Annotated in this window: 11 protein-coding genes; 9 read left to right on the plus strand and 2 right to left on the minus strand. The window is 62.1% G+C overall.

The genetic code is table 11. The features are described from left to right. Positions 1–494 precede the first annotated feature (494 nt). From TU79_RS23400 to TU79_RS23425, 6 genes are all read left to right on the plus strand, one after another. Complete coding sequence (locus TU79_RS23400; RefSeq protein WP_057010210.1) at positions 495–824, plus strand: YceK/YidQ family lipoprotein; 330 nt, start codon at positions 495–497, stop codon at positions 822–824. A gap of 133 nt (positions 825–957) precedes the next feature. Continuing rightward, positions 958–2,715 carry a carbamoyltransferase family protein gene (locus TU79_RS23405; RefSeq protein ID WP_057010211.1) on the plus strand — a complete coding sequence of 586 codons (1,758 nt, stop codon included), beginning with the start codon at positions 958–960 and terminating at the stop codon, positions 2,713–2,715. After that, positions 2,716–3,612, plus strand: a complete 897-nt coding sequence (locus TU79_RS23410) for an antimicrobial resistance protein Mig-14 (protein ID WP_057010212.1) — start codon at positions 2,716–2,718, stop codon at positions 3,610–3,612. It begins immediately after the preceding gene. Next, entirely contained in the window at positions 3,609–5,009 is a 1,401-nt protein-coding gene (locus TU79_RS23415; RefSeq protein ID WP_057010213.1) for a PIG-L deacetylase family protein, read from the plus strand. Before TU79_RS23410 ends, TU79_RS23415 begins: the two co-directional genes overlap by 4 nt. Before the next feature lie 54 nt (positions 5,010–5,063). Next, a complete protein-coding gene (locus TU79_RS23420; protein WP_057010214.1) occupies positions 5,064–6,212 on the plus strand; it encodes a glycosyltransferase in 1,149 nt (382 codons plus the stop codon). After that, on the plus strand, positions 6,209–7,090 hold the full coding sequence (locus TU79_RS23425) for a glycosyltransferase (RefSeq protein ID WP_057010215.1): 882 nt from the start codon (positions 6,209–6,211) through the stop codon (positions 7,088–7,090). The genes TU79_RS23420 and TU79_RS23425 overlap by 4 nt, the downstream gene beginning before the upstream one ends. Here the strand turns inward: TU79_RS23425 and TU79_RS23430 are convergent. Beyond that, positions 7,087–8,937, minus strand: a complete 1,851-nt coding sequence (locus TU79_RS23430; protein WP_057010216.1) for an O-antigen ligase family protein — start codon at positions 8,935–8,937, stop codon at positions 7,087–7,089. The genes TU79_RS23425 and TU79_RS23430 overlap by 4 nt on opposite strands. Positions 8,938–9,094: 157 nt before the next feature. On the opposite strand from TU79_RS23430, the gene msbA reads away from it, so the two are divergent. The 3 genes from msbA to TU79_RS23445 all read left to right on the plus strand — a co-directional run bounded on the left by msbA (position 9,095) and on the right by TU79_RS23445 (position 13,465). Beyond that, complete coding sequence (gene msbA, locus TU79_RS23435; RefSeq protein ID WP_057010217.1) at positions 9,095–10,900, plus strand: lipid A export permease/ATP-binding protein MsbA; 1,806 nt, start codon at positions 9,095–9,097, stop codon at positions 10,898–10,900. Positions 10,901–11,118: 218 nt separating this feature from the next. Continuing rightward, positions 11,119–12,543 (plus strand): bifunctional D-glycero-beta-D-manno-heptose-7-phosphate kinase/D-glycero-beta-D-manno-heptose 1-phosphate adenylyltransferase HldE, encoded by a 1,425-nt coding sequence (hldE, locus tag TU79_RS23440; RefSeq protein WP_057010218.1) that lies wholly within the window; start codon positions 11,119–11,121, stop codon positions 12,541–12,543. After that, positions 12,536–13,465: an NAD-dependent epimerase/dehydratase family protein gene (locus tag TU79_RS23445; protein ID WP_057010219.1), complete on the plus strand. Its 930-nt coding sequence runs from the start codon at positions 12,536–12,538 to the stop codon at positions 13,463–13,465. The genes hldE and TU79_RS23445 overlap by 8 nt, the downstream gene beginning before the upstream one ends. 221 nt (positions 13,466–13,686) lie before the next feature. On the opposite strand, the gene TU79_RS23450 is transcribed toward TU79_RS23445, so the two are convergent. Next, on the minus strand, positions 13,687–14,637 hold the full coding sequence (locus TU79_RS23450) for a hypothetical protein (protein WP_057010220.1): 951 nt from the start codon (positions 14,635–14,637) through the stop codon (positions 13,687–13,689). Between the last annotated feature and the right edge of the window lie 37 nt (positions 14,638–14,674).

A 14,674-nucleotide genomic window follows, 5' to 3' on the forward strand; every position in this document is an offset into this window, starting at 1 on the left:
TGGTCGATCAGCTCTTGGGGAATGGATGGAAGGTCTCGCGGGGCCTCACGGCCCGGTTTCTTTTTGGTCGGCATACATGCACCTCTATCAACATGTTATGCCCGAACACAAAATTTATGACAGTCCCAGCCTGATGCCCATTTTTCTGTAGACCTGGTCCAAATGTGGGAGGGGGCTTGCTCCCCATAGCGTTGGGTCAGATACAAATAAGTTGCATGACCCACCGCCATCGGGAGCAAGCCCCCTCCCACATTTGGATATCCATTTTTCTGATAGGTATCACACTGCTTTTGCTTTGCTTTTGGGCCTTCAAAAGTGAGCCGCTGTAAGAGCGGAACCCTAAGCAGCCGTTACCGAAGCAATGGATATGTACACAACCAAACAAGCCCACCACCGCATAGGCATCGGAAAATTCCCACGCGCGCATGCCCTTATGCCGTCTATATCGCACAGGGCCGTAATGCTAGCGTGCGTGACCTACCGGAGGTCACCGAATGAACACTGCACTCAAAATCCTGTTGGCGGCATCAGCACTGAGCCTGTTCGGCTGCGGCACCGTCAATACAGTCATGCGCGAAGACCACGTCGCCGTGCAGGCGCTCAAAAAACAGAAAACCTACTGCCAGTCCATCACCCGCGTCTACAGCGGGGTCGCGTATGACCTGTGTCAACTGCACGCTCCCCCCTCGACCACCACCGGTGTGTGGGTGAATTTCGTGCCGCTGATCGTCATCGATGTGGTGGCCTCCGGCGTATTGGACACCCTCGTCCTGCCCTACACGGTCTATCGGCAAAGCACCGACGGCAGCCTCGAGCTGCGCTAGCGCCTTGCCGCTTACAGTTTCCTGCCTCTTTTAAGCTATAATCCCGCCCTTTAGCTGTTTCCTGCCCAGGCGGGAGGCACACTTTTTTCAGGCGCGATGCGCCTGCATGCAGACTAAAAGAGGCTAGACCCCTGTGGCATTGACGATTCTTGGCCTGTCCGGCGCCCTTAGCCATGATCCTTCCGCAGCCCTGTATATCGACGGCAAGCTGATTGCGGCCGCCGAAGAAGAGCGCTTCGTACGCGACAAACATGCAAAGAACCGCATGCCCTATGAATCGGCGAAGTTCTGCCTGGAACAGGCCGGCATCAAGCCTTCGGACGTCGATGTCGTGGCTATTCCGTTCGCGCCGATCAGCCTGTTCGGCGAGGCGCGCTGGCACTATGCCAAGCGTTATTGGTATGCCCCGGACCGCGCCCTCGATGCAATTCTGATGGGCAACCGTCGCTACAAGCGTTATCGCAACAAGATCGTCTGGTGCCTGGAGCAACTGGGCTTCGATCCGAAGAAAATCAAGATCGAACCGGTTGAACACCACCTGGCCCACGCGTCCAGTGCCTATCACTGCTCGGGCTTCCAGGAAAAAACCGCGATCCTGGGCATCGACGGCAAGGGCGAGTACGCCACCACGTTCTTCGGCTATGGCGAGAACGGCAAGATCCACAAGATCAAGGAATTCTACGACCCGGACTCCCTCGGTGGCCTGTACGGCGCGATCACCGAGTTCCTTGGTTTCGAGATGCTCGACGGTGAGTTCAAGGTCATGGGCATGGCGCCGTATGGCGATGCCAGCAAGTACGATTTTTCGCGCCTGGCCTCCTTTGAAAACGGTGAGCTGGTGATCAACACCGACTACGCCAACGTCATCGGCCTGCGCCGCTACAAAGAGAAGGGCAAAGGCTTCTACTTCTCGCCAAAACTGATCGAGTGGCTGGGGCCAAAGCGCGAAGGCGATATTGCCGACGAGCCGTACATCCACTACGCGGCCAGCATGCAGGCGTTGTTCGAGAAGCTGGCCTTGCAGATGATCGACCATTACCTGGGCGACATCCTCAAGGACACCGGCAAGCTGGCCTTCGCTGGCGGTTGCGCGCTGAACGTCAAGCTGAACCAGAAGATCATCGCCCGTGACGACGTGAAAGAGCTGTTCGTGCAGCCGGCCTCCGGTGATGCCGGCACTGCCGTTGGCGCTGCTGCTTACGTGTCCCACGCCCGTGGCGTGCCGGTGGAGAAGATGGAGCACGTCTACCTCGGCCCTTCCTACAGCAACGAAGACGTGATCGCCGCCTGCGCGAAACACGAGAGCAAGCCGGTGTGGCGCAAGATCGAAAACATGCCCAGGCGCATCGCCAAAATCATGGTCGACGGCAACCCGGTGGCCTGGTTTCAGGGCCGCATGGAGTTTGGCCCGCGTGCGTTGGGCGGTCGTTCGATCATCGGTTGCCCAAGCGCGACCGGCGTGGCCGACCGCATCAACCACCAGATCAAGTTCCGCGAGCGCTGGAGGCCTTTCTGCCCGTCGATGCTCGACACCGTGGCCCCGCAGATGATCAAGGTCGATCACCCGGCGCCGTTCATGACCTTCACCTTTGAAGTGTCGGAAGAATGGAAAACCCGTGTGCCGGAAGTGGTGCACGAAGACGGCACCTCCCGCGCCCAGGTGCTCAAGCGCGAGTACAACCCGCGCTACTACGACATGATGAAAGAACTCGAAGTGCTGACCGGCAACGGCGTGTCGCTGAACACCTCGCTCAACCGCCGTGGCGAAGCGATGATCTGCTCGCCCAAGGACGCGCTGGACATGTTCTTCGGCTCCGACCTGCAGTACCTGATCATGGAGGACATCCTCGTGGTCAAGGACGGTGTGGACCCTTATGACGCCGTGGTCTAAATGCTGAACCGCTTCCAGGGTTGGCGTGAGCGAGGCTGGGTGCCGGTCGAGGCCGAGGATTACGCTCAAGCCTGGCAGCGATTTGGTGGCAGCGTGGCGACCCATCCTCGGGTCGTCGAGCGTTTGGCCGGCCTGGCGCAGATTCCGGTGCGTTACCTGGGCTGGGAGCAGGACGGCGAACTCAAGGGCGCAATTGCCACCTGGGGGCGCGACCTGGCGCTGTCCAAGGACGTGCTCAAACGCTACGGGAAAAAAGGCCTGTTTGACCTCGGTAATGCCGAGATCATCCTGCCGATTGCCGCCGATGCGCAGTTGCCGGTGCGCCATCGCGGGCGCTACCTGTCGGCCTTGAACGAAGGGCGCGTCAGCACCCTCAAGCCCCAGGCCGAGCAACTGGCCATGGCGCGCACTCCCGAAGACCTGTCAAAGAAGTTTCGCTACAACCAGCGCCGCGAATTGCGCCTGCTGGAAGAGGCGGGCGGCGTGGTGCGGGCGGTGAGTGAGTTCTCCAGTGCGGAGCTGGCGGCCATTTATTGCGACCTGTTCCAGCGCCGCTGGGGCTTTGCCGCCACCGGCGCCGAGCGCCTGGCCGAAGTGCTGGCCTTGCTCCAGGCGTTTCTGGTGGGTTCGGTGCTGTTTCTCAACGATGCGCCGATAGCGGTGCAGTTGGTGTATCGCGTCGAGGCGCCCGAATGGGTCAGCATCGAATACGTCAACGGCGGCGTCGATCCCGAAACCCGTGCGTTCAGCCCCGGCAGCGTGCTGAGTTTTCTCAACACCCAAAGTGCCTGGGAGCAGGCTCGCACGCTCAACAAACCGCTGCGTTTCTCTTTTGGGCGCGCCGACCGCGAATATAAAGAGCGCTGGTGCAACCCGGTGCCGGTGTTCAGCCTATGAGCCGCAAACAGCAACTGCTCAAGCGTCATCGCCGCAACAAACGCATCGCCTTGCTGGCGGGCTTGTTGCTGTTGATCGCGGTGGGAGTGCTGGTGGCGTGGTGGCTGCCGCTGATCCTCGCAGTGCTGCTGTGGGTGGCCCACGAAGCCTGGTTTGCCGACCATCTGTTCTACTCGCCCAAGGATGACTACCAGTACCGCTTTGCGCCACACAGCCGTCACGGCCACCTGCGCCTGGAGGCCGGGTGTCTGCTGTCAGACACACCGCTGACGCTGGCGGGTGATGAAACCCTGATCGTCCAGGTGCAGCTTGAAAGCAGCTGGCTCGGACGTTTTCTCGATCCTGCGGTAGATGTGTCGGGCGATCGCCAGGCCTTCGAGCGCGGCGTGGCCGGCACGCGTTACCTCAACCTCACCGGTACAGCGGCGGCCCTGGCTGCGGGTGAGGTTCGCGTGCGTGGGCGATTCTGCCGCCTTGTCGGCCAGCCGACGCTTTGGGTGTTCCGCCAGCCGGACCCGGCGCGCCAACGCGTGATGGTGATCGCGCCCCATGCCGACGATGCCGAGCTGGCTGCGTTCGGCCTGTATGCCCAGGCGGATGAAAGCTGGATCGTCACCCTCACCGCCGGTGAAATCGAAGCCGAACATTATCAACAGATGGGCCTGCCGCAGGCCGATGCCGCGCGTTTGAAGGGACGTCTGCGCGCCTGGGACAGCATTGCCGTGCCGCGCTGGGCCGGAGTGCCCGAGGCGCAGTGCGTGCAACTGGGCTACTTCTGCCTGCAACTGCCGGCCATGCAGGCCGCGCCGGATCAGCCCCAGGCTTCGCGCGAGGCGCAATGCGCCGATACGCGGCTGTTTCGCCAGTTCAATGGCGTTGCGTTGCCCAGCGATGTGGACGGCTTGCCGACCTGGCACAACCTGATCGCCGACCTGCGCGCGCTGCTGCTCAAGGCGCGCCCTGAGGTGATCGTGTTGCCGACGCCAGTGCTCGATCCGCACCCGGATCACATCTGCGCCCATAACGCCGTCATCGATGCCTTGCAGGGCCTTGAGTGGCAGCCGAGCACAGTGCTGGGCTACGCCAACCATTTGCACGATAACGACCGCTGGCCCATGGGCGATTCGGGCGCCGGTGTGGCGTTGCCACCGCATTTCGATACCGACCGGGTGCTGCAGCCATATAGCCGGGTGCTCAGCCACAGTCAGCAGCAGGACAAGGCCATGGCGCTGGGCATGATGCACGACCTGCAACCGCGCGCGCCGTTCAAGCGCCGTGTCCGTCGCCTGTTGCAACAACTGCTGGCCGGTCGTGGTCCATCGCCCTACGGCGAGAACGAGTTTTTCCGCAAGGCCGTGCGCCGTCACGAACTGCTTTGGGTGCTGAAGCAGGACTGAAATTGACTTTATCGTCGGGCGGCTTGCAGCGGCCCGATTGCCCCATGGAGTGTTATGAAGCCTCGTTTCAAGGTTTTGCAATTACAGCCGGACTACAACGTCAAGCTCAACGATTTTGCCGACCTCGGTGAGCAGATCGTCAAGTCGTTGCCGCCTGAGCGTTTCGAGGTCACCTCGGCATTTCTGAGCGGGCACCCGCGGCCGGGCCAGCCGTTGAGCGTGGCCGATCATTCCAAGTATTTCCAATTTCCCGAGAAAGCCCTGAAGGGCATTCGCCTGGGCGCCATGTGGGCAATCTACAAGTATTGCCGTGAGCAGCAGTTCGACGTGGTCATCTGTAACCGCTTCAAGTCGGTGAACATGATGCTGTCGCTCAATCGCTGGCTGAAGATCCCGTTGTGCATCGGCATTTCCCATGGTTTTGGCGAGTATGAGCGCGCTTATCGCCGGCGCCAGACGCGCCGGTTGGTGAGCCCGGCCTGGCGGTTTGTCGGCGTGTCGGCGGCCGTGCGTGATTACCTGGTGGGTCTGGGCTGCGGTTTTACCCGCGAGAACACCACCTTTGTCACCAATGCCATCGACATTCCCCAGGCCGAGGCCCTGCAGTTGCCGCGCGAGCAGGCGCGCCAGGCGCTTGGGCTGGCGCCAGACGCCCGGATCATCGGTGCGTTGGGGCGACTGGTGCCGATCAAGGGCCACACGCACCTGTTGCAGGCGTTCGCACGGCTCAAGGACAAATACCCCAACGCGCAGCTTGGCATCATTGGCTCCGGCCGCGCGGAGGCTGACCTGCGCGCCGACATCGAGCGCCTTGGGCTCACCGGCCGCGCGCACCTGCTGGGCTTTCGCGAGGATGGCCTCCAGTACGTGCGCGCCTTCGATATCTGGACCATGCCGTCGCTGCAGGAAGGCCTCGGCCTGGCGCTGCTCGAAGGCATGAGCGGGCACCTGCCGGTGATCGCCTCCAACGTCCCGGCCATGCTGCCGCTGGTGGAAGGGGCGGGCGGCCTGTTCCACGAGCCGGGCAATGTCGAGCAACTCAGCGCGGCCCTGGACACGTACCTGGCGATGAGTGACGAGCAGCTGCGCGCCAAGGGCGAGCAGGTGTTTCGCTATCTCGAAGAGCATCACGCCCTGGCGGAATTCCAGCAGAAGTACCTGGACCTTATCGACACCGGTTTGAAACAAGTAGGTAGAGCATGACAACGCAACAACCCCTGGTCTCGGTCATTATCGCGTCCTACAACCATGGCCGGTACATCGAGCAGAGCATCCTCAGCGTGCTCGGTCAGACGTACCCGAATATCGAACTGCTGGTGGTGGACGATGGTTCCAGGGATGACAGCGTCGAGCGCATCCGGCGTCTGCAGGCCGAGCATGGCTTTGACTTCCAGGAGCAGCAGAACCAGGGCCTCACCGCCACCCTCAACGGCGCGATTGCGCGGGCCAAGGGTAGCCTGATCGCACCGTTCGGCTCCGACGACATCATGCTGGCTGACCGAATCGCCACCCAGGTGGCGTATATGCAAGACAAACCGAAGGTGGGCATCTGCGCCGGCAATATCGAGCTGATCGATGGCGACGGCAACCTGCACCCGGAGAAAAAACAGCGTCGCGACGTACCGTTTCGCAGCCTGGATTTCGATGACATGTTCATGGATCGCAAGCCGTTCCCGCCGGCGCCGACCATGCTGATTCGCCGGCATGTGCTGGAGGAGGTCGGTGGCTTCGACCCGCTGATCCCCCTGGAAGACTTGCTGATCCAGCTGAAGGTCACCGCAGCGGGCTACACCATCGACGCCCTTGGCGTGGTGATGGCGCAGTATCGCCAGCATGCGAGCAACACCTACAAGAACCATCGCTACATGATTGACAACATTCTCAAGACCTACGCCCACTTCAGCCATCACCCGGCCTATGACGCGGTGCGCTACAACTTCCTGAACTCGATGTTCCTCAAGACCGCCGACCGCGACCGACCGCTGGCACGGGAGATTCTCAAGCAGATCCCGCTCAAGTTCTGGGGCCGCAAGACCTTGCGTGGCCTGGTGCGGCTCTACCTGACGCCGCTGCGCGCCTAGGCGCTGGGCGCGGCCAGCACGTGCGCGCGGATCTTCGCCGTGGCGCCTGTGCTGGCAACCGTCGCGTAACCCTTGGTCAACTGTTCGAAGTGGGTGTCGAACAGCCAGTTGCGATCCTGCGGGTAGCGTTGCATATGGCGCAGGTTGCGCTGGCGCAGGGCGTTGCGCAGGGGCGATGGGAAGATGCGCAGGTCGGCAATGTCGATCAGGCCGAACTCACCGTCGTCCATCAGCAGGACGTTACCCAGGTGCAGCGAGCGGAAGTACACGCCGCGCTCATGCAACTGCGCCATGAACTGACCAAAACGCTCGATCAGCGACTCACGCAGGCTGCTGTCCAGGCTTTGCATGGCCTGGCGCAGTGTCAGGCCGGGCAGCGGCGAATAGGTGACGGCGCTGCCGCCATCGGTGAGGGCGTAGATCGCACGTATCTTCGGTGCGGGAATGCCCAGGCTGCGCAGCTGTTCGGCGTTGCTGGCGAACCGCTCGGAGTAGGGGTTGAAGCTGCCTGAGGTGTACCAGCGACGGGCGCGGAACACCTTGAGAAAGCGTCCGTCGACCAGGCGCAGAACCTTGGGCCCCAGGCCATCGGCCTCGATCACCTGGGCATCGCTGCACAGCTGTTCAAAAGCGACTGGCTTGAGGCTGTGCACGGGCAGGCGCAGCAGGCTGTGACGGCGTTGGGCAATGCTCAAGCCGGCGATCAGCGCCAGCGGAATCCACAGCAGGAACCAGTGCTCCTTGGGGCGCGACAGGATGCCGCCGCCTTCGGTCAGCCCCGCGCCGATTCCGTAGGCGAGCAGGGATGAGGCGAGTATGAACAGCGGCTGCGCGCGCTCCTTGCAGCTTTTGTACAGACCCCAGCCAAGCATGAATATCCACGGGATGAACCCGATGATGCCGACGTAATACAACACGCCGAGGGCGAAACTGTGCGGCTCGCGCAGCACGTAGCCGTCGGCCAGGGTCAGGTACAGCTCCGAATCGTAGCTGTGGCCGATCCACGGATGGGCTGCAATTCGCTCCAGCGACATGCTCCACAGTTCGAACCGAAATGAGCTGCCGCGTTGAGTGATCAGTTCCGGGTACACCAGCAGCAGCCCGGCGGCGCTCACCACAAGGGCCGCGATCAGCACGGCCGAGCGACGGTTGCGGCTGACAAAACTCATCCACAGGATGGCCAGGGTCATGGCGACCAGAGGTGTGCGCGAACCGGTCGCCAGTACCGCCGCCGTCATTACTGCCAGGCCCGGCACGCTGAACCACAGCACATGCAGGCGCCGTGTGGTCATGCACACGTACAGCCAATACACGCAGAAAAAGCCGAATATATGGGAGCTGAGCAGCGGGTTATCCAGAGCGCCACGGCCGCCAATCATGCGCATGCCGGGTTGGAAGCCTTTGACGAACGGCACCAGGTTGAACACACACATCACCAGGGCGATCACCGCGGCGGCGAAGAAGACCGGCTTGAACAGGTCGTTGCGATAATGCAGCAGCAGCCCGCAGCCGCCGAACAGCATGAAGGTGTTCAGCGGACGTTTGAACAAGTCGGTGTCGATGCTGGGCTCGGGGCTCCACAGCAGGCTGGTCAGGGCCCAGGCGGCAAACACCAGAAACGCGATTGCCAGCGGTTCGCGCAGCAGTTCCCGGAACTCCCTGGGGCGCTGGAACAGCATGAACAACGTCGGCACAGTAAACAGGAGGTAGACGATTCGATGCAGCACATTACGATTGGAGACAAAGAACAGCGCGCTCAGAAGAAGCAATAAGCCAATGGGCAAAATCCACATGACCAGAAAGTCGAAAACGCGATTTGAGCCATAATTGAGACGCTTGGAGTGCATACGCAAAAGCCATTCCAGAGAAAGAAAGCCGACCATCGTAAAGCAGGCGTTATTGGTTGTCGTCGGCAGCACGCGCGGGCGCGCGGGTCATGCCAGGTGCAAGTACAACAGAGAAGCTGTGCTAAAGTCAGCCTCCTTTTTCAAAACGCCGCGTGTTATGACCGATTCCAGTCCGAGCGCAAGCCCTTCGAGCTTGAAAATATACTTCCGTCTACTCAGCTATGTCAGGCCCTACGCGGGACTGTTTGCACTGAGTATCCTCGGATTTCTGATTTTCGCGTCGACTCAACCGATGCTGGGGTACATCCTCAAGTACTTCGTCGACGGCCTGTCCAACCCCGAAGCGGTGCTGTTTCCCAGCGTGCCGTACCTGCGCGACCTGCAGTTGCTGCAGGCCGTGCCACTACTGATTATCCTGATCGCGGCCTGGCAGGGCCTGGGTTCGTTCCTGGGCAATTATCTGCTGGCCAAGGTTTCCCTGGGGCTGGTCCACGACCTGCGGGTACAGCTGTTCAACAACCTGCTGACCCTGCCCAACCGTTATTTCGACAACCACAACTCGGGGCACCTGATTTCCCGCATCACCTTCAACGTGACCATGGTCACGGGGGCGGCCACCGATGCGATCAAGGTGGTGATCCGCGAAGGCATGACGGTGATTTTTCTGTTCGCCTCGCTGCTGTACATGAACTGGCGCCTGACGCTGGTGATGATCGCCATCCTGCCGCTGATCGCGGTGATGGTCAGCACGGCCAGCAAGAAATTCCGCAAGCAAAGCAAAAAAATCCAGGTGGCCATGGGCGACGTCACCCATGTGGCCTCGGAAACCATCCAGGGCTACCGTGTGGTGCGCAGCTTCGGGGGCGAAGTCTACGAGGAAAAGCGTTTTCTCAAAGCCAGTCAGAGCAACACCGACAAGCAGCTGCGCATGACCCGCACCGGCGCCATCTACACCCCGGCCCTGCAACTGGTGATCTACACGGCCATGGCCGTGCTGATGTTCCTTGTGCTGTACCTGCGTGGCGATGCATCGGCGGGTGACATGGTGGCCTACATCACCCTGGCCGGCCTGTTGCCCAAGCCGATTCGCCAACTGTCGGAAGTCAGCTCCACCATCCAGAAGGGTGTGGCGGGCGCCGAGAGCATTTTTGAACAGCTGGACGAAGACGTCGAAATCGACCACGGCACCATTGAACGTGACAAGGTCAGCGGCCGCCTGGAAGTGCGCAACCTGAACTTCACCTACCCCGGCACCGAGCGCCATGTACTCAAGGACATCAGCTTTACCGCCGAGCCTGGGCAGATGATCGCCCTGGTGGGCCGTTCGGGCAGCGGCAAGTCGACCCTGGCGAGCCTGATCCCGCGCTTCTATCACCATGAAAGCGGCGAGATCCTGCTCGACGGCGTGGAGATCGAAGACTACAAACTGCTCAACCTGCGCAAGCACATCGCGCAGGTCACCCAGCACGTGACGCTGTTCAGCGACACCGTGACCAACAACATTGCCTACGGCGACCTGGCCGGCGCGCCGAGGGCCGATGTCGAAGCGGCGGCGACCGATGCCAATGCCAAGGACTTCATCGACCAGTTGCCCAAGGGCTTCGACACCCAGGTCGGCGAAAACGGCGTGCTGCTGTCCGGCGGCCAACGCCAGCGCCTGGCGATTGCCCGGGCGCTGCTCAAAAACTCGCCGCTGCTGATTCTCGACGAGGCCACCTCGGCCCTCGACACCGAGTCCGAGCGCCACATTCAGGCGGCGCTGGACAAGGTCATGCAAGGCCGCACCACCCTGGTGATCGCGCACCGCCTGTCCACCATCGAGAAGGCCGACCTGATCCTGGTGATGGACGATGGCCGGATCGTCGAGCGGGGCACTCACGCTGAGTTGCTGGCGCAGAACGGCTACTATGCCCGCCTGCATGCCATGGGCCTGGATGCACCGTTGTCGGCCGACATCACCTGATTCGATGAGGGCACACAGGGCTTCTGTGTGAGGTTTATTGTGGGAGGGGGTTTGCTCCCGATAGCGGTGGATCAGCCAGCATTTATGCAAGCTGACACTCCGCCATCGGGAGCAAACCCCCTCCCACATTTGCTTGCGGGTGGATTCACTGCTCCACAAGCCTTCTATAACCCTGTGCTAATATCGCGCCCCTGTTCATTTTTGTAGTGGGTTGCTCCATGAAGTTGTCCATGCCGCGATTCGATCAAGCCCCTGTCTTGGTGGTCGGCGATGTCATGCTCGACCGTTACTGGCATGGCGGAACCTCACGGATTTCCCCTGAGGCGCCGGTGCCGGTGGTCAAGGTCGAGCAAATCGAAGACCGTCCAGGCGGCGCTGCCAACGTTGCCCTCAATATTGCCGCCCTCGGCGCCCCGGCCTCCCTTGTGGGTGTGACCGGCGACGACGAAGCCGCCGACAGCCTGGCCAACAGCCTGCGCGGTGCCGGGGTGCGTGCGCTGTTCCAGCGGATTGCCCATCAGCCGACCACCGTCAAACTGCGCGTGATGAGCCGTCACCAGCAATTGCTGCGTATCGATTTCGAAGAACCCTTCGCCACCGACGCCCTGGCCCTCAGCGGTCAGGTCGAGTCGCTGCTCGAAGGCATCAAGGTGCTGGTGCTCTCCGACTACGGCAAAGGCGCGTTGCAGAACCACCAGATGCTGATCCAGGCCGCCAGGGCCAGGGGCATTCCGGTACTGGCCGACCCCAAGGGCAAGGACTTCTCGATCTATCGAGGCGCTAGCCTGATCACGCCGAACCTCAGCGAGTTCGAAGCCATTGTTGGCGGATGCGTCGACGAACACGACCTGGTGACCAAGGGCGCGGCGCTGATGGCCGACCTCGACCTGGGTGCCTTGCTGGTGACCCGTGGCGAGCACGGCATGACCCTGTTGCGCCCCCACCATCCGGCCATGCACTTGCCCGCGCGGGCCCGTGAAGTGTTCGACGTCACCGGCGCCGGCGACACCGTAATCTCCACCCTGGCGGCGTCCATTGCCGCCGGCGAAGAACTGCCCCACGCGGTGGCCCTGGCCAATCTGGCGGCCGGTATCGTGGTCGGCAAACTGGGTACGGCGGCGATCAGCGCACCTGAGCTGCGCCGCGCCATCCAGCGCTCCGAGGGCTCCGAACGCGGCGTGCTGACCATCGAGCAATTGCTGCTGGCCATCGATGATGCGCGCGCGCACAACGAAAGCATTGTGTTCACCAACGGCTGCTTCGACATCCTGCATGCCGGTCACGTGACCTACCTTGAGCAGGCGCGCGCCCAGGGCGATCGTCTGATCGTCGCGGTGAACGACGATGCCTCGGTCAGCCGTCTCAAAGGTCCGGGCCGACCGATCAATAGCGTCGACCGGCGCATGGCCGTATTGGCCGGCCTGGGCGCGGTGGACTGGGTGATCAGCTTCTCGGAAGGCACGCCGGAAAACCTGCTGGCACAGGTCAAGCCGGACGTGCTGGTCAAGGGCGGCGACTATTCGGTCGATCAGGTCGTGGGCGCCGATATCGTCAGTGCCTATGGTGGCAAGGTCAAAGTGCTGGGCCTGGTCGAGAACAGCTCGACCACTGCCATCGTCGAGAAGATCCGCAACAATGAGTGAAACGTGCGTACTGATTACCGGGGGGGCGGGCTTTATCGGCTCGCACCTGGCCGATGCGTTGCTCGCCAAGGGTTACTCGGTGCGGGTGCTGGATAACCTGTCCACCGGCAAACGCAGCAACCTGCCGCTGGACAATCCGCGGGTGCAACTGCTGGAAGGCGATGTCGCCGATGCCGAACAGGTGGCCCAGGCCGCCGTTGGCGTAAGCGCTGTGGTGCACCTGGCCGCGGTGGCTTCGGTGCAGGCTTCGGTGGACGACCCGGTGGGCACGCATCAGAGCAATTTCGTCGGCACGCTGAATGTCTGTGAAGCCATGCGCAAGGCCGGCGTGAAGCGCGTGGTGTTTGCTTCCAGCGCGGCGGTGTACGGCAACAACGGCGAGGTTGCTTCGATTGACGAAGAGACCACCAAGGCGCCGCTGACGCCCTATGCCTCGGACAAGTTGGCCGGTGAACATTACTTTGATTTCTACCGCCGTCAGCATGGCCTTGAACCGGTGATTTTCCGCTTCTTCAATGTCTTCGGGCCGCGCCAGGATCCGTCATCGCCGTACTCCGGGGTGATCAGCATCTTCAGCGAGCGCGTGCAAACGGGCGCACCGATTGCCGTGTTTGGCGATGGCGAGCAAACCCGCGACTTCATGTACGTGGAAGATCTGGTGGATGTGCTGGTGCAGGCCATCGAAGCGCCGCAAGCGCCGTTGGGTGCGATCAACGTGGGATGGAACCGCACCACCACGCTCAAGCAGGTGTTGCAGGCGCTTGAGCAAGTGGTGGGCACGTTGCCGACGGTCACCTACGGCCCGGCGCGCTCCGGGGACATTCGCCATTCGCGAGCCAATAACCAACGATTGCTGACCAGCTTCAAGCTGCCTGAACCGACCCCGCTCAAGGTGGGCCTGGAGCGCTTGCTCAACGCCTGACCGCAATCCCTGTGGTCAGCGGGCTTGTTGTGGCGAGCGGGCTTGCCCCGCGTTGGGGTGCAAAGCGCCCCCAATCCAGCAAAACGCGGAGTACCTGATACGGCTCAGCGCCTGGTTTTGGGGCTGCTGCGCAGCCCAACGCAGGGCAAGCCTGCTCGCCACAGAGGCTTCAGTTTGCTGGGCGAGAGTGCCAAGTCGAAGAACTGGCGGGGGCTCTCACATTATTTTTTCTTCGGCACCATCTTGCGCAGCACGCGCTTGGCCAGACGCTTGAGTTTGGATTCCTTTTCCGGCTCTGCCAGGCCTTGCTGGCGCAGCCAGTCCTTCCAGCGAATCCGCTCGTCGCGTACCAGCCAGCCGTCCTGCTGGGCGAAGCTTTCCGCCAGGTACAGGCCCCGCGTGCTGGCCGGGTACAACTGGTCTTTCTTCAAGGTATAGAGCTCGGCCACTGGCTGGCCATCCTTGAGCGGCATCAGGTAGAGGTCCGGGCGCTGGCGGTCCAGGCGCGCGACCAGTTGATCACCTTCCAGCCGCTCATCCACATGGAACAGGCTCAGGGACTTGGCCTCCTTGGGCACTTCCAGGCGCAGGTCATAGATCAATTGCAGTGAGGCTGTGGGCAAGTGCACATAGGCCCGTGGGCGCTCGATCAGTTGCATGGTCGCGCAGCGTACCGGGCGGGCCGCGCCCGACAGCGGGCTCAAGCGAAACGGCAGCGCTTCGCGATAGTGCAGGGCGGCGGAGTAGGGCGCCGGCAGCCAGGTGTCGTTGAAGCGCCCGCCGAGCCAGCCTTCCGGGGTTTCCAGCAGGCATTCCTCGGCGATTTCCTGGATGGCGGTGTGCAGCGGCAGGTTCAGTTCGTGGGCGGGGACGTAGCCGGAGATCAGCTTGAGCACCACATCGCCACGGTCCTGGCGACGCTGGCGCACCAGCACCCAATAGTCCCTGTTTTGCCAGTGCAGCGTCAGGCGCACCGACACGCCCAGGTTGGCCAGCTCCAGGGCGAAACGCTCGGGGTCGGCCACCTCCACCGGCTTGCGCCGTTGCAGGGTCTGCGCAAAGTTGAGCGGCATGCCGACGCTCTGGTAGCTCAGGCCTTCGGGGCTGGCTTCGACGTGCAGCGGCAGGGTCTTGAAGTTACTCGGGTTCTTTCTTATGAGCGTTCGCGGCATGTCGGCTCCTTCTTGCGACGGGGTCGGCCGCGTCGGC

It is taken from the genome of Pseudomonas trivialis, assembly GCF_001439805.1.
Taxonomy (GTDB): domain Bacteria; phylum Pseudomonadota; class Gammaproteobacteria; order Pseudomonadales; family Pseudomonadaceae; genus Aquipseudomonas; species Aquipseudomonas trivialis.